This window comes from Campylobacter sp. IFREMER_LSEM_CL1890, from assembly GCF_025772045.1.
Taxonomy (GTDB): domain Bacteria; phylum Campylobacterota; class Campylobacteria; order Campylobacterales; family Campylobacteraceae; genus Campylobacter_D; species Campylobacter_D lari_D.
On record NZ_JAKMRK010000001.1, the window covers coordinates 37,033 to 57,415 of the forward strand.

16 protein-coding genes are annotated in these 20,383 nt (G+C 29.4%); 9 read left to right on the forward strand and 7 right to left on the reverse strand.

Annotated elements, in window-relative coordinates; genetic code table 11:
- Nucleotides 1-25: 25 nt before the first annotated feature.
- The 4 genes from gltS to L8W57_RS00190 form a co-directional block, all read right to left on the reverse strand.
- Nucleotides 26-1,234: a sodium/glutamate symporter gene (gene gltS / locus L8W57_RS00175; RefSeq protein ID WP_133318821.1), complete on the reverse strand. Its 1,209-nt coding sequence runs from the start codon at nucleotides 1,232-1,234 to the stop codon at nucleotides 26-28.
- A 114-nt stretch (nucleotides 1,235-1,348) separates the two neighbouring features.
- Nucleotides 1,349-2,689 (reverse strand): TolC family protein, encoded by a 1,341-nt coding sequence (locus tag L8W57_RS00180; protein WP_133318820.1) that lies wholly within the window; start codon nucleotides 2,687-2,689, stop codon nucleotides 1,349-1,351.
- A 1-nt stretch (nucleotide 2,690) separates the two neighbouring features.
- Complete coding sequence (locus L8W57_RS00185) at nucleotides 2,691-4,622, reverse strand: ABC transporter permease (protein ID WP_133318819.1); 1,932 nt, start codon at nucleotides 4,620-4,622, stop codon at nucleotides 2,691-2,693.
- Nucleotides 4,619-5,752 (reverse strand): efflux RND transporter periplasmic adaptor subunit, encoded by a 1,134-nt coding sequence (locus L8W57_RS00190; protein ID WP_263661792.1) that lies wholly within the window; start codon nucleotides 5,750-5,752, stop codon nucleotides 4,619-4,621. Before L8W57_RS00190 ends, L8W57_RS00185 begins: the two co-directional genes overlap by 4 nt.
- 133 nt (nucleotides 5,753-5,885) lie before the next feature.
- Between L8W57_RS00190 and L8W57_RS00195 the strand changes: the two genes are divergently transcribed.
- Nucleotides 5,886-6,494 (forward strand): NAD(P)H-dependent oxidoreductase, encoded by a 609-nt coding sequence (locus L8W57_RS00195; protein ID WP_133318817.1) that lies wholly within the window; start codon nucleotides 5,886-5,888, stop codon nucleotides 6,492-6,494.
- Nucleotides 6,495-6,563: 69 nt separating this feature from the next.
- Entirely contained in the window at nucleotides 6,564-10,076 is a 3,513-nt protein-coding gene (locus L8W57_RS00200; protein WP_133318816.1) for an acyl-[ACP]--phospholipid O-acyltransferase, read from the forward strand.
- 30 nt (nucleotides 10,077-10,106) lie between these two features.
- On the opposite strand, the gene L8W57_RS00205 is transcribed toward L8W57_RS00200, so the two are convergent.
- Together L8W57_RS00205 and L8W57_RS00210 are read right to left on the reverse strand one after the other, a co-directional pair.
- Nucleotides 10,107-12,116, reverse strand: coding sequence for a CocE/NonD family hydrolase (locus L8W57_RS00205; RefSeq protein ID WP_263661793.1), 2,010 nt, complete (start codon nucleotides 12,114-12,116; stop codon nucleotides 10,107-10,109).
- Entirely contained in the window at nucleotides 12,113-13,363 is a 1,251-nt protein-coding gene (locus tag L8W57_RS00210; RefSeq protein ID WP_220567114.1) for an MFS transporter, read from the reverse strand. Before L8W57_RS00210 ends, L8W57_RS00205 begins: the two co-directional genes overlap by 4 nt.
- 251 nt (nucleotides 13,364-13,614) lie before the next feature.
- Here L8W57_RS00210 and L8W57_RS00215 point away from each other — a divergent pair, with 251 nt between their 5' ends.
- The 7 genes from L8W57_RS00215 to mnmH are packed head-to-tail and all read left to right on the forward strand — an operon-like array spanning nucleotide 13,615 to nucleotide 18,868.
- Complete coding sequence (locus L8W57_RS00215) at nucleotides 13,615-14,559, forward strand: NAD(P)-binding domain-containing protein (RefSeq protein WP_263661794.1); 945 nt, start codon at nucleotides 13,615-13,617, stop codon at nucleotides 14,557-14,559.
- Between the two features lie 47 nt (nucleotides 14,560-14,606).
- Nucleotides 14,607-15,245 (forward strand): tRNA1(Val) (adenine(37)-N6)-methyltransferase, encoded by a 639-nt coding sequence (locus L8W57_RS00220; protein ID WP_263661795.1) that lies wholly within the window; start codon nucleotides 14,607-14,609, stop codon nucleotides 15,243-15,245.
- A complete protein-coding gene (locus L8W57_RS00225; RefSeq protein ID WP_263661796.1) occupies nucleotides 15,235-15,606 on the forward strand; it encodes a YkgJ family cysteine cluster protein in 372 nt (123 codons plus the stop codon). The genes L8W57_RS00220 and L8W57_RS00225 overlap by 11 nt, the downstream gene beginning before the upstream one ends.
- Entirely contained in the window at nucleotides 15,582-16,817 is a 1,236-nt protein-coding gene (locus L8W57_RS00230) for a tetratricopeptide repeat protein (RefSeq protein WP_263661797.1), read from the forward strand. The genes L8W57_RS00225 and L8W57_RS00230 overlap by 25 nt, the downstream gene beginning before the upstream one ends.
- Nucleotides 16,802-17,404 carry an indole-3-glycerol-phosphate synthase TrpC gene (locus L8W57_RS00235; RefSeq protein WP_263661798.1) on the forward strand — a complete coding sequence of 201 codons (603 nt, stop codon included), beginning with the start codon at nucleotides 16,802-16,804 and terminating at the stop codon, nucleotides 17,402-17,404. The genes L8W57_RS00230 and L8W57_RS00235 overlap by 16 nt, the downstream gene beginning before the upstream one ends.
- The gene (locus tag L8W57_RS00240) at nucleotides 17,404-17,892 is read left to right on the forward strand and encodes an HIT family protein (protein WP_263661799.1); all 489 of its coding nucleotides are present in this window, start codon (nucleotides 17,404-17,406) and stop codon (nucleotides 17,890-17,892) included. Before L8W57_RS00235 ends, L8W57_RS00240 begins: the two co-directional genes overlap by 1 nt.
- Nucleotides 17,885-18,868 carry a tRNA 2-selenouridine(34) synthase MnmH gene (gene mnmH / locus L8W57_RS00245; protein WP_263659103.1) on the forward strand — a complete coding sequence of 328 codons (984 nt, stop codon included), beginning with the start codon at nucleotides 17,885-17,887 and terminating at the stop codon, nucleotides 18,866-18,868. The genes L8W57_RS00240 and mnmH overlap by 8 nt, the downstream gene beginning before the upstream one ends.
- On the opposite strand, the gene L8W57_RS00250 is transcribed toward mnmH, so the two are convergent.
- Complete coding sequence (locus tag L8W57_RS00250) at nucleotides 18,863-20,383, reverse strand: inorganic phosphate transporter (protein WP_133318806.1); 1,521 nt, start codon at nucleotides 20,381-20,383, stop codon at nucleotides 18,863-18,865. The two genes, mnmH and L8W57_RS00250, sit on opposite strands and share 6 nt — an antisense overlap.

Sequence of the window (20,383 nt, forward strand, 5' to 3'; positions counted from 1 at the left end):
AGCACCAATTTAGTGCTAGATGATTTTAATGAAAGAATGGTAGATACAAAAAAGCATTGATCACTAAAGCATTTACTATATCTATGAAAAACGCACCCACTAAAGGTACAATAATAAATGCCATATGGCTCATACCATAGTGATTTGTTACAGTTTGCATATTTACCATAGCTGTTGGAGTAGCGCCCAAACCAAAACCACAATGTCCTGCTGCTAAAACTGCTGCGTCATAATCTTTTCCACATACCCTAAAAGTGATAAATATAGCATAAGCAGCCATCATAGCAACCTGAACAGCTAAAATTACCAACATCGGTAGTGCAAGAGTTACTAAATCCCAAAGATTAATAGTCATTAGAGCTAAAGCTAAAAATAAAGATAAGCTTACATTACCCAAAACTGATACTTCTCTATCAAATACATGATGAATTTTTGTAGCTGATAAAACATTTCTTAAAACCACACCTACAAAAAGACAATACACAAAAGTTGGTAAAGTAAAACCTGTATTTGTTTTAATATAAGTAGACAAAGCACTACCTATTAATAAACATAAAGCAATTAATGCCAAAGATTCTATAAAAGAAGAAGGTGTGATTAGTCTTTCTTTTTCTGGAGACTGGAAATTTAAAATCGCATCTTTATCATCATTTTGCTTTGGAACTACTAACTTATATTTATTGACTAAATATCTTGCAACAGGCCCACCTATGATACCACCTGAAATAAGCCCAAAAGTAGCACAAGCAATAGCAACAGTAGTTGCACTAGAGTAAAAATAAGGTTCTTTAATAAATTCAGCTGCCCATGCTGCACCTGTTCCATGACCGCCACTCATTGTAACAGAACCTGCTATAAGTCCCATTAGTGGATTTTGCCCCATAGCACTTGCCACACCTATGCCAACTATATTTTGTGCAAAAAGCAAGCCAACAACAACAACTAAAAAAATTGCTAATTTTCTTCCACCCTTTTTTAAAGAAGCAAAATCAGCTAACAAACCAATACTTGAAAAAAATGCAAGCATTAAAGGATCTTTCATAGATTCATCAAATTTAATATCCAATGAGAAGAAACTATGTAAGATCAAAAGAATAATCGCAGCAATCCCACCACCAACAACTGGCTCAGGGATATTATAATCACGAAGAAATTTTACCCTTTTAATGACAAATACGCCTAAAAGCAATACTATAACCATAGTAACTAGCGTTGCATAAAAATCAAATTTCATAATTCTCCTTTGTTTGATTTATTTATCAATTGTATTCTAAATGACTTTAAAACAACGCAAATAAACAACACTCTTTTCTTATAATATTACAAAATGAAACACTTTTAGTCTTTTTTACTCTGAAATTAAAACAATATTGTGATATAAATTAATATTTTTAAGCAAAGATAGCTTTGCTCTGCTAAGCTCTTGGAGTGAATTTATAAGCAAAGCGTCCGCATCAAGATAATCTTTTAGTTCACTGCGACCTAATTCATATTTTTCTAAATATAGCTGTGTAATTTTTTCTTGATTAATATTGATATTTTTTACTAATTTTAACAAATCATTATAATACTTGTCATTTTCATAACAAAAATTAAATTCATGGATAGTTCTTTGTAATACATCTTTATATTCAACCAAACGAGCTTGGTATGTTAATTCAGAAATTTTTACATTTTGTTTTACTCTATAAAAGTCCAAAAATGGTAAGTCAATGGCGACATTGCCTCCTAAAATTAAAAATTTAAAACTCTCATCAATATTCTTATTATTCCCATCTAAATTTCCCAATATTTTTATGCTAGGTAAAATACTTTTTTGCACACTTGTATAATCCTTGTAAGAAGCCATAAGTTGATTTAGTTTTGCTTGAACTTGTGGTCTATAAGCAAGCATTTTTAATTCTATATCAAAATTAATTTTTTGCAAAGAAAAATCTTCAAGAGTATAATTTAGCATTTTATTAATCAAATGCTCATCATCTTTACCCAGTAAGTCTTTTATATTTTTAAGAGTTAAGTCTTTATTTTGTAAATTTGTAATGATATTTTGTTTAGTGTTTAATAAAGATTTTTTAATATTTAAAAGATCTATATATTCAACTTTTCCATAATTAAGTTTAGTAGTATAAATTTCTAGCATTTGCTCTAGATTTTTTAAATGTTTGTTTAATAAATGATCTACATCATTGAAATAAATAAATTCAAAAATACTATTTATCGCTAAATTAATCGTATCAAGCTCTAAAGAGCGTAACTCATACTCACTTGCTTTTGCTAAAAATTCAGAACTAGCAACTTGATCTGAAATTTTGCCATATATATCAAGCTCATAATTTAACATAATGCCATTTGAAAAACTATGCGTTTTTGTGCCATTGTTTAAATTTTTTCTTATATTTGCACCAAAATTTCCACTCAAAGTAGGATAAAGATCTAAATTTAAAAGCTTATATCTAGCTAAAGTACTTAAAAAATTAACCCTTGCTATATTTAAGTCTTTATTATTATCAATAATAGCTTTTAAGATATTATTTAAGTCTTGATTGTTATATTTTTCCCACCAAGCCTTGCTTGCGTTAAAATCTTCAAAATATTCTTTTTTTATTTGTTCTTGAGATACTTGTTCTAATTTTACTCCTACGCAGGCATTTAAAAAAAAGGCTATAAAAAATAATAAAAATATTCTCATCTCATTCCTTTGATAAAGCACTAATAGGATTTAAATTTGCTGCATTTTTTGCTGGGAAAAATCCAAAAACCACTCCGATTAAAACCGAACTTAAAAGCCCTAAAAATACCGAATTTAATGAAAGTATCATCGTAAAACCAAAATTTAAAGAATTAAATACTTCAATGATGATAAAAGAAAGTATTACTCCAAAAATAGCCCCTAAAGAACAAATCAACACAGCTTCGATTAAAAACTGCATTAAAATATCTTCTTTTCTAGCTCCAATAGCCATTCTAACTCCAATTTCTCTTGTGCGCTCACTTACTGAAACAAGCATGATATTCATCACACCAATACCACCTACTATCAAAGATACCACTGCAATAGAAGAAATAAGTAAAGTCAAAGTAGCAGTATTTTCCTCAATGGCATTTTTAATCGCGTCAGAATTTATAGTAAAAAAATCTTTTTTTCCGCGTTTAATCTCTAAAATTTTTACCATAGCTTCTTCAGCCAAAGCAGGATTTACCTCATCTTTTACCTTAGTTACTATAGCTCTTATTTGTTTATCTCCTGTGATTTTATTCATCAAAGTAGAATAAGGAGTATAAATTTTAATGGTATTTTCATCAGCTCTAAAGCCTTTATTATCTCTTTCTTTTTTTAAAACACCAACTATAGTTAAAGGTTGCTTGTTAAAAATCACGCTTTTACCTAAAACATCTTTAACGCTGATATTATCAAATAAAATTCTCAAAGCATTTTCATCTATAATGCAAATATTAGTATTATCTTTTATATCTTCATTATTAATAAACCTACCATCTACCATCACAAAACCTCTAAGTCTTAGATGATTTGGTCCTACTCCATAAATTCTAGCTTGTAAAGAATTATTCTTATAAGTTACCACCCCTATTTTACCCACATCTGCTTCTACTGCTTCTAAATAAGGCAAAGAACTTAAGGTTTTTAAATCACTTAAATTAAGCCTTGTTCTACCTGATCGAATATCTCCCAAGCCACGCCCTGAAACAACTTCTATAGTATTAGTCCCAATAGAGCTAATAGAAGCAAGTATGTTTTGTTGGGCTCCAAGCCCTAAAGCAACCACGCAAACTACTGAAGCTATGCCTATGATAATACCAAGCATAGTAAGCAAAGAGCGTAGTTTGTGTGCTACAATGGAAGCTATGGACATTTTTAAACTTTCAAAAAGCTGATTTTTAAGCAAATTAAAGCTTTTTTTCTCTTTTGGCATTAACTTAGTTTTTATTTCATCTGTTTTTTTTGCACCATTATCACTTATAATCTTACCATCTTTAATTTCTATAACTCTTTTTGCTCTAGCAGCTATTTCTCTATCATGAGTGACTAAAACTACGGTGTGTCCTTGCTCATTTAGTTTATTTAAAATTTCTAAAACTATCTTACCGCTTTTAGAATCAAGCGCACCCGTTGGCTCATCTGCTAAAATAAGCTCACCACCATTCATCAAAGCTCTTGCTATGGAAACTCTTTGCTGTTGCCCACCACTTAGTTCATTTGGCTTTGATAATTCTTTATGATCAAGCTCTAAAAAAGAAAGTAATTCTTTAGCCTTTTGCGATCTTTCTTGTTTATTTTTTCCTGCATAAACAGCAGGTAAGGCTACATTATCTTTAGCATTTAAAAGACTAAGCAAATTATATCTTTGGAAAATAAAACCAATTTTTTCGCGTCTAATTCTTGCTTTTTCATCTTTGCTTAAATTAGTTACTTCATATGCATCTAAAAAGTATTTTCCACTACTTGGCTCATCAAGTGTGCCTATAATATTTAAAAGAGAGGTTTTACCACTTCCTGATTGTCCTATAATGGCTACAAATTCTCCCTTTTGAATATAAAGATTAATATTTTCTAAAATAGTTGTATTATTAATCTTTTTTTGTATATTTTCTAAGCGTATCATTTTTTATTTTTACCTATGATAACTAAATCACCCTCATTAATACCATCTAAAATTTGAGTATTTAAACTATCTTTGATACCTAATTTAACAGGTGTTTTTACACTTATATTATTGGCTTTTAAAATTTCTACATAATAACCACTTGTATCGCTTTTTATAGCCAAAGTTGGTATAACTAAAGTATTATTTTCTGTTTTAATAGCAATTTCATTTTCTGTACTCATACCTATGCGTAAAAAATTATTATCATTTTTTACAAAAACCCTTGCATAATAATATACAGCGCTAGTGCTAGTACTTGAGTTTGAGTTTAAATTTGTATTGCTTGTTGCATCACTTATGGTAGTATTTGCTGGATCTATACTTGAAATAGTTGCTTCATATTTTTTATCAGGCTCATTTAAAATGCTAAATTTTACCTTTTTTCCAACACTGATTTTATTAATATCAGCTTCAGCTATTTGCATACGAATTTCCATTTCACTTAAATCGGCCAAGCGCACTATACTTGGTGTATTTTGGTTTGCATTTACAGTTTGCCCCTCTTCAACTGCTACATTGATAATCTCACCCTTACTAGGTGCAGTTATAGTAGTATAAGCTAAATCTTTTTGAGCATTTTTTAAAGAAATTTCAAGTTGAGTAGTTTGAGCTTTTAAATCAGCCACATTTGCTCTTAAGGCATAAAAAGTATTTTTAAGATTTTCAAGATTTTCTAAAGAGGTAGCCTTTTTAGCATAAAGCTTTTGCTCTCTTTGGTATTGTTTAGTAGCTATATCAAGAGCAATTTTTTTACTTTCTAAATTTGCCTTTGCACTTTCAAGTCTAGCTTTGGTAATATCTAAATCATTTTGTTGTTTATCTTTATCAATTTGCGCGATTAAATCACCCTCATTAATACGATCGCCCAATTTTACATATAGTTTAGTAATTTGCCCACTAACTTGTGCACCAACATCAACTTGGGTTTTTGCATAAACTTCACCTATTGCTTCTATGCTTTGAGTAATGTCTTGTTTTTTAACCTCATAAGTTAGATAATTATATTCTTCCTTATTTGCAAAAAAGTAAAAATACACCCCTATAATAAGTATAATCAAAAATATGCTTAAATAAATTATTTTTTTCATTTTAATCCTTTAAAAACCGCATAATAAAACATTTGTGTGAAGCAAAAATAAAATTGTAGCAATAAAATATAATTTTAACAATTTTAAAGCTTATAAGATATAAGATAAATTAAACTAAAAATAAGGAAATTATATGCAAGATTATTTAAATTTAATGCAAAATCGCTCTTCCATTAGAGCATATACTCAAGAAAAAATTTCTAGAGAGAACTTAGAATATATCTTAGAATGTGCTAGATTATCTCCTAGTTCTTTAGGGCTTGAACCTTGGAAATTCTTAGTTTTTCAAAAAGATGAACATAAAAAAGAAATTGCCAAAATAGCTAACAATCAAAACCATGTAGCAAATTGTGCTGCTATTATTGTTGTGATCTCAAGAGCTGATTTTAAAGATTATTTTGAAGAAAAACTAAAAAAGCGTGGTTTAAGCCAAGAAGAATTAAATAAACGCTTGCAAACCTATAAGCCATTTTTAGACGCAATGGATTTAGAACAAAGTTTTATTTATGCAAAAGAGCAAAGTCATCTTGCCATTGCAAATATTATCAATGCTGCTTATAGTTTAAATTTAGGTTCGTGTATTATCGGTGGCTTTGATAAAGATAAAATCAATCAATATTTAAATTTAGACACTACCAAACAAAGAGTATCTATGCTCATTGCTCTAGGACATGCCCAAAAAAATTCTAGTACAGAAAAAGCTCGTTTTGCATTTAATGAAGTGGTAGAATTTAAAGATTAATCAAATATCAAAACTCCATTTAAATTTTATATAATAAAATAATATTTTTAAAATAAAATGGAGTTTTAAATGCAAGGAAATTTTTTAAAGATTTTTGGCGTATTGCCATTTTTAGCAGTAGCTTTTATTAACGCTTTTGTGGATTTAGGACACAAAATCATCATACAAAATACCATTTATAAATTTTATGAAGATAGCACCCAACTTTTTCTAACTGCTATTGTCAATGCTTTAATGCTTTTGCCTTTTATTCTTATGCTTTCACCATCTGGATTTTTAGCGGATAAATTTCCTAAAAATAAAATCATGAAAATATCTGCATTATTTTCAGTAATATTAACTTGTATTATTTGTTTGTGTTATTATCTTGGAGCATTTTGGCTTGCATTTACAATGACTTTTATCATGGGAGTGCAATCTGCCTTATACTCTCCTGCAAAATATGGCTTTATAAAAGAATTAGTAGGAAAAGAGCTTTTAGCTATGGGAAATGGAGCTGTCAATGCAGTAAGTATTGTGGCTATTTTAGCCGGTATGGCAGTATTTTCTCTAAGCTTTGAAATGCTTTTTGAGTCAAATTTTAACACTCCTTCGGATATTTTAACACAAATTGCACCTTTGGGTTTTGTATTAATAGCTTTTGCTTTATTAGAACTTTTTTTAGCTTATAAACTTCCTAGCTTAAAAGAAGAAGATAAAAATTTAAGTTTTGATAAAAAACAATATTTACAAGGAAAGCTTTTAACCTCTAATTTAAAAACAATATTTTCTCATAAAATTATTTGGCTTTGTATTATAGGAATTTCACTTTTTTGGGCCATATCACAACTTTATTTAGTGAGTTTTCCTGTATATGCAAAAAATGATCTTTTCATAGAAAATACCTTTTATGTACAATGCTCTTTAGCTTTTTCTGGTATAGGAGTGATTATAGGATCACTTATTAGTGGTAAGTTTTCTAAAAATTACATCGAATTAGGTCTTATACCACTAGGTGCTTTAGGGATTTTTCTAATGAGCATTTTAATGCCATTTTTAGAAAACTTACTAAGTTATAGTGTAGTATTTTTTATTTTTGGTTTAAGCGGAGCATTTTTTATCATACCTTTAAACTCTCTAATACAATTTCATGCAAAAGAAAATGAACTAGGAAAAGTCTTAGCAGGAAATAATTTCATACAAAATATTTTTATGTTAGGCTTTTTAGCACTAGCTACTTTTGCTGCTTATGCTAAAATTGAAGTGATAAATTTGTTTTATTTTATCATCGCTGTGGCATTTTTTGGAAGCATTTATGTGCTAAGTAAATTGCCTTTTTCTTTAGTGCGTTTATTAATGAGTATAGCGTTTTTTCAACGCTACCGTTTATTGGTAGAAGGTTTTGAGAATATTCCTGAAAAAGGTGGAGCGTTATTACTTGGCAATCATATATCTTTTATAGATTGGGCTATTGTGCAAATGGCTATACCAAGAAAAATTTATTTTGTTATGGAAAAAAGCATTTATTCTAAGTGGTATATTAGAATTTTTCTTGATAAATTTGGAGTTATTCCTGTTTCAAGTGCTTCTAGCAAATCAAGCTTAGAGCTTATTGCTATGCATATTAAAAATGGAAATTTAGTTTGCCTTTTCCCAGAAGGAGTGCTTTCACGCCATGGACAGCTTAATGAATTTAAAGGTGGATTTGAGTTAGTTTGCTCAAAATTAGAAGAGCAAGATGGAGTGATTTTACCTTTTTATATTAGAGGACTTTGGGGAAGTGCTTTTTCAAGAAGTGATGAAGAATTTTCAGCAAGAAACCGCAAAATAAGCAAAAGAAAAATCGCTATTGCTTTTGGAAAAAGCTTGCCAATACACACTAAAAAAGAAGTGGTTAAAGCAAAGGTTTTTGAACTTTCATTTATTGCTTGGAAATCTCAATGTGAAAGTATGCATACTATAGCTAGAGCTTGGATAGATAGCGCTAAAAGAAATTTAAGTCAAATAGCTATTGTTGATCCTTTAATAGGTGGTATTACTTATAGAAAAATGCTTGCTTTAAGTTTAGTTTTTAGCTCTTTTATAAAAAATAGATCGCATGAGTTAAATATACAACCTACCCAAGGAAGCTATGCTCCAAAAGAAGAATGTATAGGAATTTTGCTCCCTGCTTCTATGGCTAGCTCTCTTTGTAATCTAGCTGTATTACTTGCAAATAAAATCGTGGTAAATTTAAATTTCACAGCAGGTGTAAAAGCAATAAATCAAGCCATTCAAAGCTCTCAAATTCAACAAATTTATACTTCTAGAAAATTTATGGAAAAATTAGAAAATAAAGGTATAAAACTAGAATTTGAAGAGCATGTTAGAATCATTTTTATGGAAGATATTATCGCAAACTTTAAAAGACAAAAACTCAAAATCTTTTCTATGCTTGCTTTAGTAAGTATCTTACCTACTTGTTTAATAAAAGCATTATTTGCATCTAATAAACAAAACCTTGCCATAGCTGCTATATTATTTAGTAGTGGTAGCGAGGGAACACCTAAGGGGGTAATGCTAAATAATCGCAATATTTTAAGCAATATAGCTCAAATTTCAGATGTATTATGTGCAAAAAATGAAGATGTTGTCTTATCTTCTTTGCCACCTTTTCATGCTTTTGGATTAACTGTAACTACTTTTATGCCTTTATTAGAAGGGATTAAAAGCATAACACATGCTGATCCAACAGATGCGCTAGGTGTAGCAAAAGCTATAGTAAAAAACAATGTTAGCATTATGTGTGCTACTTCAACTTTTTTAGGTATTTATGCAAGAAATAAAAAACTTGATGCGATTATGTTTGAAAGCTTAAGGATTATCGTTTCAGGTGCTGAAAAACTCAAAAGCGAAGTAAGAACTGCCTTTGAAATGAAATTTAAAAAACCTATTTTTGAAGGCTATGGAGCTACTGAAACCACTCCGGTTGCAAGTGTAAATTTACCGAATAAATTTGATCCTGACTATTGGATTTTACATCGTGCAAATAAAGAAGGTAGCGTAGGTATGCCTTTACCAGGAAGTGCTATACGCATAGTAGATCCATCTACTTATGAAAGTTTAAATCATGGAGAAGATGGATTAATACTCATTGGTGGCCATCAGGTTATGGTGGGTTATTTAAACAATAAAGAAAAAACCGATGAAGTTATCAAAGAAATCGATGGCATACGCTGGTATAATACCGGCGATAAAGGCCATGTAGATGAGGATGGCTTTTTATATATAGTAGATCGTTATTCTCGTTTTGCAAAAATTGGTGGTGAGATGATATCTTTAGGAGCTTTAGAAGAAGAAATTGCTAAATTTATCAATACAGATGTAGTAAAATTTTGCGCAGTTGCACTAGATGATGATAAAAAAGGTGAAATGGTATGCTTATTAGTAGAATGCCAAGAGCAAGATTTTGAAGGAATTTGTGAAGCAATTAAAAACTCTACTATGCCTGCTATTTTTAAACCAAGTAGATATTTTAAGGTAGAACAAATCCCACTTTTAGGCTCTGGCAAAGTGGATTTAAAAGGTGCTAAAGATTTAGCTAAAATCTTGCAAGAAAATTAATTCCCAAAGTAAATTTTACTTTGGGAAATTTTATAAACTATTTCTTTTAGTTTTACAATCATATTTTTTATCAAAAACAAGCTTATTATTTTCCTTAACTACTAATTTTCCCTTAATATAAAAATACTCCAAATCGCTAGTTTGTGTTAAGATTATATCCGCCTCCATCATACAACCCTCGCGTCCTATTTGCATTGTTTGAGTAATGGTATATTCTGCACTTAATGGGTTTTCATTTTGAAGTTTTAATTCTCTTTTTAAATTGTGCTTTACTAAAACATCAACCTCATCAAATCTATAAACACCTTCTCCAAAAACTCCACCAACACCATCTGTAATACAAGTCCAAGTATCGTTTAAAATATCATAAGAAATGCTTCTGTCCACCCTACCTTCTTCTAAAAGTGTTATTGGAGTTAAAGGAGCACTTTGTGGTTGCATATTGATTTTATCGCTATCTTGACCATTAAAACATGGTAAATTAAATTCACACTCATTTAAATCTAAAGTTAATGTTGAAATTTTTGGCATAGGCCAAAACATAGGCCAAAAAGAATTTGCTAATGATAATCTTATCTTAGAACCCTTGGCAAATCTATATCCACAAGCATCAAGTTTGATTTGCTTTTGGATAAATTCATCTTTTTTTAAAGGTATAAATTGCTCTTTATTATCACTTAATGCAAGATTGATTACTCCATAACTTACTCTTTTTACAAAACCATCAGCTCTAACTTCACTAAGTTGAGCAAAAAGCATAGCTTTTTCTTGATCGCTTGCAATTTTTACATTTAACATAGGAAAGCCTAAGACATCTAAATCCTGTTCTAAAAAATCACTTTCAAAAACAACTGCCATCCCATCATCCAACCTTTGATCGCTAGGACTTTCTCCTAAAACACCAGCTCCCATCCACTCTCCTGATAAAAGCCCATGATTTAATGGAGTGTTAATTTTGATAAATTCACTTGATTTTTTACATGTTAATTTATGCGGATTTAAATAGTATCTTTTATAGCTAATATCATTTTTAAAATCATTTAAAGCAACAAAACGACCTTCTACTTTCTCTGTTTTTGAATTTGGCTTAGAGCTTTTTTCAATATATGCTTGTATCATAGGAGCTTCAAATACATCGCTTTCTTCATTTTTAAGCCATTTATCCCACCATTTAAGTGCTTCTTGTAAAAAACCCATTGCAGGCAAAGGTAAGCCATCATGAGGATAAACATGAGCCCAAGGACCAACGATAGCTTTTTTTGGAACTTTCAAACCATTCATTAGAGTAAAAACAGGATTAGTGTAAGAATCAGCCCATCCATCTAATGCAAAAACAGGAACTTGTATATCATCATAATTTTCCCCAACAGACCCATGCTTCCAATAATCATCTTTTAAAGTATGCCCAAGCCATAATGTGGGCCATAAAGGCATGTTCTCAAGCCTATTGAACCATTTTTTTCTACCATTTGGATCAATTTTTGGATCAACAAAGCGTGATTGATATGCAAGCATGATATTACCCCACCAAAAATTATCATTAAGCAAACATCCGCCTTTATAATGAATATCCTCATTAAACCTATCATCAGTAAAACCTACTACTATAATTGCTTTTAAATTTTTAGGTCTTCTTGCTGCAACTTGTAAAGAATTAAAGCCACCCCAAGATTTACCCATCATACCAATATTCCCATCACACCATTCTTGCTTTGCAATCCACTCAATGACTTCTAAGGCATCATCTTGTTCTTGTTTTAAATATTCATCTTCTAATAAACCATCAGATTCCCCACTTCCTCTAATATCAACCCTAACAACCGCATAGCCATTACCACTAAAATATCCGTGCATAGGCTCATCTCTACCCCTTGTTCCATCATTTTTTCTATAAGGAATGTATTCTAATATAGCAGGAACTTTTTCTTTTACTTGAGGAAGCCAAATTCGTGATGAAAGCTTAGTGCCATCTTTTAAAACTATCCATTCATTTTCTATTACTCTAACCTTGTTTTTAAAGTTAAAAACAATTTCCTTCATTTCATCTCCTTTTTATTGTATTTTTTAATCCAAATCAAACAAAACATTACACCCAAAATAGCCATAACTATCATGATGGTAAAATATATATGAAAACCTTTTACACCTGGGTATCTATCTAATAAATCTCCAGCAAGTAATGGTGCAAAAACTTCAGGCAAATACCCAAAAGTAGATACAATACCTATAGCCATACCCGCTAAATGTATAGGAATTTTTCCCTCACTAAGTAAAGAATAATAAATTCCAAAATTAGAATACATAGCTATATAAATTATGACACAAGCAGAAGTTAAAACACTCATTTGTAAAAATCCATTTAATTTTGAACTAAGCATTAAAAAAATAACACCAATTCCCATTAAAATAAAGCCTATCATCATTATTTTAGCTTTTCCATATCCATCTGCTATAAATCCACCCACTACAGAAGAAACCGGACGAATATATTGAGCCAATACCGTTAAAATAGCTGCAAAAACAGCAGAAGTTCCTATAACATTGCTTGCATAAGGAGTAAAATAATAAAAACTCATGTTAAAAAAATATGTACAAAAAGTAATAGCAACCACAAGCCAAAGAGCAGAATTTTTCAAAAGAAAAACCAAGTCTTTGATTTTAATCTTCTCACTTTGCTCATTAATATCATCTTTCAAAAGAAAAAACAATAAAATAGCACTTGCAATAGGAGCTATAGAATAAAACACAATAACCATTTCTATACCTTGTGCGGCCAAGGCTTTTGTTTGAAAATATCCAAAAATACTCGTAGCTATAGCCAAATGTGCAGCACCAACAACTCCTCTACCGCCTTCAAAAATTCCATAAGCCCTTGCTTGTTCTTTAGAATTTGCTAAGCTCCTTACTATTTTCATCAAAGAAGGCCAAAAAGTTAATAATGAAGTAATCCCCCAAATTCCATAAATAATCAAAAGTGCATTTAAAGAAGTAAAATATAAATGCAATAAACCACCAAGCCCTGTAGCAATTAAAGAAAAAATCAATAACTTTTTTGGTGCAAAACGATCTGCTAAATAACCTCCTAAAGCATAAGAAAACAAACCAAGCAATCCATAAGCACTACCCAAAAGCCCCATTTCAAAATTATTTAAATGATAAAGACTCATATAATCATCATAATAATACTTTCTAAAATAAGGTAAACCATAAATAATAGATCCGCAAAAGGATAATAACAATAATGTTAAAAAATTATTTTTTAAACTTTGTCCTGTATTTTGTCCCATCAAAAACTCCTTTTGTATACTATATATAATTTTTATGTTTTTTTGCTTTTATATAAGTGATTTTATGCAAAAAATATTATAATAATATATTTTTTACACATTTTAATCTACTTTATTATAAAATTTTATTAATTTAATAATTTATAAGCATAAAAAATTTATTTACAAAATAAAAATAATTTCTGTTTTTTATTTTTTATTATTGTTTTTTTGATACATTTACATAAACTAAAAATTAAAAAAGGGAAATAATGAAAATTTTTGATATGGTAGTTATTGGTGCTGGCCCTGCAGGTATTGCAGCGGGAGTAGAAGCTAAAATAAAAAATAAAGAAGTTATTGTTTTAGAAAAAGCTGATGCGATTTGTCAAACCTTAGTAAAATTTTACAAAGAAGGCAAAAGAGTAGACAAAGCTTATAAAGGTTGTGATAGCACAAATCACGGGCATATAAATTTTGAAGATGGAACTAGAGAAAGCACAATAGAAACTTTCCAAAATGCCATTAAAGAGCACAATCTTGAAGTAAAGCTTTCTAGTGAAGTTGAAAGTGTTAAAAAAGATGGAGAAAATTTCATAGTTAGCACTGCAAATGAAAATTATATTTGTAAAAATGCAGTTATTGCCATAGGTAGAATGGGTAAGCCAAATAAACCAAACTATACTTTACCTATAACTTTAACTAAAATCATCAATTTTAATGCAAATTCAACAAGCCAAGATGAAAAAATCTTAGTTGTAGGCGGTGGAAATTCAGCAGCAGAATACGCTATAGATTTAGCTAAAAATAACGATGTTACACTTTGCTATAGAAGAGAAACTTTCTCAAGATTAAATGATATTAATCTTGAAGATATTCAAAAAGCTTTTGAGCAAGGCAGTGTAAAAGCAAAACTCGGCATAGATATAACTGGTATTGAAGATGAAAATGGTAAAGCTAAAGTAAATTTCACTAACAATACAAGTGAAATTTATGATCGCATTATTTATGCTATTGGTGGTTCAACCCCGCTTGATTTCTTACAAAAATGCTCTATAGAAGTTGATGAAAAAGGTGTGCCAAGCTTTGATGAAAATAAAGAAAGCAATGTAAAAGGATTATTTATCGCAGGTGATATAGCGAGTAAAAACGGAGCTTCTATTGTAGTGGGTTTAAATGATTCATTTAAAATCTGCGATCATCTTTATAAATGCTAAAACTCTTTCAATATTCAAAAGGCTATCGTTATAATAATGATAGCCTTTTGCTTTTTGACTTTTTATCTAAAAATAACTTAAAAGGAAATATCCTTGATATAGGATGTGGATGTGGAATTTTAGGACTTTTAGTAAAGCAAAAATTTCCAAATTCAAAAGTTTATCTACTAGATATTCAAGAGCAAAATATCAAACTAAGTTATAAAAATGCTAAAGAAAATAAACTTGAAATTCAAAGCATTTGCGAAGACTTTTTAAACTATAAAAGTGATATAAAATTTGATTTTTTGATCTCTAATCCTCCATTTTATAAAAAAAATACACAAAAAAGCCAAGATTTACATTTATGTATATCAAGATATCAAGAATTTATGCCACTTGAGAAGATGTTTGCTAAAATAAATACTTTAATCAAGCCAAATGGTAGTTTTTTTATGTGCTATGAGGCAAGTTTTTTAGATGAAATTTGTGCTTCTTTAAAGCAATTTAAATTAAAGCTAGTTTCTCTTCAATGCATTCACACCAATACACAAACTAATGCAAGGCTTGTTTTAATGCATATTAAAAAAAATAATAAAAGCCCTTGTGTGATAATGCCTACGCTTTTTATGTATGAAAATAATGTTTTAAATCCAAAAATTAGTGAAATTTATGAAAATACAGGAACTATAAGCTATGATATATAAAAAAGACTTTGATTATTCTTTTGATGAAAATGCTTGTAAAATATGCGGTGGAAAATGCTGCATTGGAGAAAGTGGATATATCTATGCTAGCAAAGAAGAGCTAGAAGCTATTGCTGCTTTTTTAAATTTAAACTTTGAAGCCTTTAAAGAACAATACCTTATCAAAGTTGGATTTAAATATAGTTTTAAAGAAGTAAAGCATGAAAATGGCTATCGTTGTATTTTTTTTGATACAATGTATAAAAAATGTTTAATTTACAAGCATAGACCAAAACAATGTAAAACTTTTCCATTTTGGGAGTATTTTAAAACACACAAAGAGGAGTTGAAAGAAGAATGTATAGGGGTTTGCTTTCACTAATTATCGTTTTTATCCTAACAAACCTTGCTTTGGCTAAAAGCGAAGATAAAATCTTACAAGCACTCATTTATGAAGAACATGGACAGTTTCAAAAAGCATGTGATATTTATACAAATTTATTTCATGAAAATAATGAAAGTATCTATTTACAAAAAGCATTGCTTTTAGCTTTGGGTGCTAACTTAAAACAAAAAGATGAACTTTTAAAAGCCTCTAAAGAATTTTTAAATCATACAGCTATTGCAAGATTAAATGCTTTGCATTTTTCTGAAATAGGAGATTATAAACAAGCCGAAACTATACTTTATAAACTCATTAAAGAAGAGCAAGATTATAGAAACTATGAAATACTAGGTGATATTTTTGCTAAAAAAGCTTTATACACCAAAGCTTTAGAGCAATACAATCTTGCTTATAAGCTTTTTGAACATGAAAATTTATTACTTAAAATAGTTGAAATTAATATTAAAAATAAAAATATTGATCAAGCTAAAAAAGCTTTAGAAGAATTTGTAAAAAATTCACAATGCACTCTTAAAACATGCACCCTACTTTTAAAAATTTATCAAGAGCAAAAAAACAATAAGGCAAGCATTCAAACCCTTGAAAAACTATATAAACTCAACAATGATATTAAATATATATATGCTATGATAGAATTACTAGTGCAAGAAAAAAATTATAAACAAGCTCTAAATTTAGTCCAACAATACAACATAGATCCTGATACTAAAATTTTCTTATATACACAAACAAAAAATTATAAAAAAGCTTACGAAATAGCTTTAAAACATTATGAACTTAGCAAAGATAAAAAATACCTTTCTATGGCAGGGGTTTTAGAATTTGAAATTTATATGGATTCTAAAAGTAAAAAAATCACAGATCCAAAAATTCTAGCTTCTATTATGAAAAAATTTGAACAAAGTGTAGATGTGCGTAGCGATGCTTTATATCAAAACTACTATGGCTATGCCTTAATCGAATATGATATTGATATTGCAAAAGGCATAGAATTAGTAGGCTGGGCGCTTGAACAAGAACCACAAAATCTTTACTACCTAGACTCTTTAGCTTGGGGCTATTATAAACTTAAAAATTGCAAAAAAGCTTATGAAATTTTACAAAAAACATTCCACGATAAAGAATTTGCAAATTCCCAAGAAAGCAAAGATCACTTAAAGGCCATTGAAAAATGTTTAAAACAATAGATTTAAAAGATCATTTTTCAAAAACACAAAAAATTCTAGAAAATAAAAAAGAAATTTTTCCTTATGATATGCTAGGCAGAAGCCTAGCTTCTAATGCTTTTTATCCTAAAGATATTTACACACTTTTGCTTGAAAGAAAACTTTCGCATTTTTTATACTCCAAAGATTTAAATTTTAATCATGAAAATTTTGATGCTATCGTTTTACCAACAAGTCCTTTGCTTAATCAAGACATACAAAATTTAAGTCTTTTTAGACGCTATCATGAAAAACCCATTGTGCAATTTGACTTTATTTTTGATGAATATCAAATTTTAGAAAGCTTAGTATATGGGGCTGATGCGTTTATTGTATTTCCTAAAATGCTAAAAACTATGCAACTAAAAAAACTTTATAATTTTACAATACATCTTGGCTTAGAGGCCATTTTTTATATTGAAAGCAAAAGCGATCTTAATAATGCTATTTTAGCAGGAGCTAGAATTTTTTTATTAGAAGATGAAAAACTATTACCTTTGATACCAAAAAATAAAGCTCTTATAAGTAAAAATATCAAAAATCTACATGCTTGCATAAAGGAGAGTTGATGGAGTATTTATACGCACCTTGGAGGGATGTTTATTTTAATAATAAAGATAAAAATTTTTGCCCTTTTTGTCATTGTAAGTATGAACTCAATGAAGATGAAAAACTTGGGGTAATTTTTAGAGCTAAAGAATGTTTTGGCATTATGAATAAATACCCTTATAGTCCGGGTCATTTCATGATTATCCCTTATGAGCATTTAGAAAATATAGAAGATTTAAATAATGATACATGGCTAGAAATTAGCCATTTTGTGCGTATTGGAGTTAAAATTTTAAAAGAAAACTTTCATGCCAAGGGTGTTAATATAGGTATGAATTTAGGCAGTGCAGCAGGAGCTGGCATAGCGCCGCATTGTCATTATCATTTAATCCCAAGATGGCAAGGGGATACAAATTTTATCACTACCATAGGACAAACTAGAGTTTGTGGGAGTGATTTGGAAAAAGTTTATACCACCTTATGCAAAGCTTTTAAAGATTATGTATAAAGAAGTTGATTTTGAAAATTTTTTAAAATTTAATTTTGATCTTTTAATTGATGTAAGAAGTCCCAAAGAATACAAACTTGCTCATATAAAATCTGCGCAAAATTACTACGCATTAAATGATAATGAATTTGAAGAAATAGGCACACTTTATAAGAAAAATAAAGGCTTAGCTAAAGCAAAAGGTGCAAGTTATATTTGTAAAAATATGAGTGAACATATTAATAAACTTTATCAAAATTATAAAATAGGTTCTTTGGTGGGAATTTATTGTGCAAGAGGTGGTAAAAGATCAAAAGCTATTGCTTTAATCTTAGCTGAACTTGGTTATAGAGTTGTAAGATTAGAAGGTGGATACAAGGCCTATAGAAGTTATGTGAGTGAGTTTTTTAGGAAAGATTTAAATATTGAGTTTTTATGTCTTTGTGGTAATACAGCAAGTGGTAAAAGTGATTTAATCGAAACTTTAAATAATGCTTTAAATTTAGAAAAACTAGCTAACCACCAAGGATCAAGTTTTGGTAAAATTTATGGAGAACAACCAAGCCAAAAAGCCTTTGAAGATAAGTTGTTTTATTTTCTAAAAGATTATACTCACAAAACTTGTTTTATAGAAGCTGAAAGCAGACAAATTGGAAATTTAACTATCCCACTAAATTTATACAATAGTATGCAAAAAGCTAAGAAAATTTGGTGCGAGTGTGATATAAATTTACGCATTCAAAGAGTTTTAAAAAACTATACTCCAATGGATAAAAAAGTATTTTATCAATGCGTTGAAAAAATATCACCTTATATCAGCAAGGATTTTAAATTAAGACTTTGTAAAAATTATGAAGAAAATAATTTAGAACTTTGTGTAAAAATGCTTTTTGAATATTATGATAAAGTATATAAAAAACCTGCAAAAATTGATTATTTTATAAATAGCTCTAATTTAAATGAAGCTAAAAAATATCTTATGAGTTTAAACTCATAAGATTATATTTACAAAAATTACAAAAATAATACTTGAAAGAATTCCAGCAACTGGTAAAGTAATAACCCAAGCTAAACCAATAGGTTTCATCATACCCCATTTAGCATCTTTATTAAACACCCCTATACCCAAAATAGCGCCGATTAAAATATGGGTTGAGCTAACTGGAATTCCAAGTTGAGTTGCTAAAAGTATAACAATACTTGCACCAAGTTCAGCACTAAAGCCTGTTGTTGGCTTAATTTCTGCTAGTTTTGAACCAACAGTTTGAATAACTTCTTTACCTAAAAACCAAAGTCCAATAACCAAAGCTATACCAAACATAAGCATTACAGCAAATGGCACTGGCGAACTTGGATTAATGGTATTATTTTTAAGCACATCTAAAATCGCAGCAAATGGCCCAAGAGCATTAGCTATATCATTAGCTCCATGCGAAAAAGCAAAACTAGAAGCAGTAAAAATTTGAAACCACGAAAAAATCTTTTCTATAGTTTTATTTACTTCAGTTTTTTTCATCAATCTTACAACAGCCAAAGTAACTATATAAGCAAAAATAGAAATAATAGAAACTATCCATAAATTCTGCACCATATCTAAAGTAGAAACTTTATTTAAACCTTTAAATAAAAACATTGACGCTATTATTAAAGCAGCTATCCCTGCAACCAAAGGAACATGAAATTTCATTTTAGAAAAAACATCTATATTTTTTTCTTTTTCTTTTAATTCTTTAATTTTTAACTTATATTCACTTCTTTTTTCATCATCATCTAAAACAATGGCACTTAATTCTTTAATTTGCTCTTCTTGACTTTTGTTTTTTAAATTGATAAAAAAATTTTCTTTAAACTCTTTTTTTTCTTTTTTAATTTCTTTTATTTGCATATTAATCAAAGCCGAAGGTTGAAGTATTTTTTTATAAATATAAGCATAAATTAAATACGCCACAAGTCCACCAAGTAAAGGAGAAATAACCCAACTCATAGCTATTTTATAAATACCATTCCAATTTACCATAGAAAAAGCTTGGTCTTGATCAAAAAATACAAACCCCATAGCTATACTTGAACCTACAATACCACCTATAATGCTATGAGTAGTAGAAACTGGAAGTCCTTTTTTTGTTGCTATAAATAACCAAATACCTGAACTTAGCAAAGCTGAAAGCATAACACATACAAATACCATAGGATCAACACTATCTGGTAAAACCACTATACCACTTCTTATAGTATTAGTTACTTCCCCACCTGCAAACACAGCCCCACTTAATTCAAATACTGCTGCAATAATTAAAGCTTGCTTAATAGTAACTGTCTTAGCTCCCACGCTAGTGCCAAATGAATTTGCAACATCATTACCGCCAACATTAAAGGCCATAAAAATTCCAAATACACTAGCAAGAATAAATAATATCATGGAATTATTAGGAATGTAATTATAACCCCAAACAAAAAAACACAAAACGCTTACAATAAAAATAAAAAATGCAATGGTATTGTCTTTACTCAA

Excerpts from the sequence above, each read along its gene's own strand:
- L8W57_RS00200 (WP_133318816.1), top strand. The coding sequence starts at position 6,564 with ATGCAAGGAAATTTTTTAAAGATTTTTGGCGTATTGCCATTTTTAGCA.
- L8W57_RS00210 (WP_220567114.1), bottom strand. The coding sequence starts at position 13,363 with ATGGGACAAAATACAGGACAAAGTTTAAAAAATAATTTTTTAACATTA.
- L8W57_RS00215 (WP_263661794.1), top strand. The coding sequence starts at position 13,615 with ATGAAAATTTTTGATATGGTAGTTATTGGTGCTGGCCCTGCAGGTATT.
- L8W57_RS00195 (WP_133318817.1), top strand. The coding sequence starts at position 5,886 with ATGCAAGATTATTTAAATTTAATGCAAAATCGCTCTTCCATTAGAGCA.
- gltS (WP_133318821.1), bottom strand. The coding sequence starts at position 1,234 with ATGAAATTTGATTTTTATGCAACGCTAGTTACTATGGTTATAGTATTG.
- L8W57_RS00185 (WP_133318819.1), bottom strand. The coding sequence starts at position 4,622 with ATGATACGCTTAGAAAATATACAAAAAAAGATTAATAATACAACTATT.
- mnmH (WP_263659103.1), top strand. The coding sequence starts at position 17,885 with ATGTATAAAGAAGTTGATTTTGAAAATTTTTTAAAATTTAATTTTGAT.
- L8W57_RS00230 (WP_263661797.1), top strand. The coding sequence starts at position 15,582 with ATGTATAGGGGTTTGCTTTCACTAATTATCGTTTTTATCCTAACAAAC.
- L8W57_RS00225 (WP_263661796.1), top strand. The coding sequence starts at position 15,235 with ATGATATATAAAAAAGACTTTGATTATTCTTTTGATGAAAATGCTTGT.
- L8W57_RS00190 (WP_263661792.1), bottom strand. The coding sequence starts at position 5,752 with ATGAAAAAAATAATTTATTTAAGCATATTTTTGATTATACTTATTATA.
- L8W57_RS00235 (WP_263661798.1), top strand. The coding sequence starts at position 16,802 with ATGTTTAAAACAATAGATTTAAAAGATCATTTTTCAAAAACACAAAAA.
- L8W57_RS00205 (WP_263661793.1), bottom strand. The coding sequence starts at position 12,116 with ATGAAGGAAATTGTTTTTAACTTTAAAAACAAGGTTAGAGTAATAGAA.
- L8W57_RS00180 (WP_133318820.1), bottom strand. The coding sequence starts at position 2,689 with ATGAGAATATTTTTATTATTTTTTATAGCCTTTTTTTTAAATGCCTGC.
- L8W57_RS00240 (WP_263661799.1), top strand. The coding sequence starts at position 17,404 with ATGGAGTATTTATACGCACCTTGGAGGGATGTTTATTTTAATAATAAA.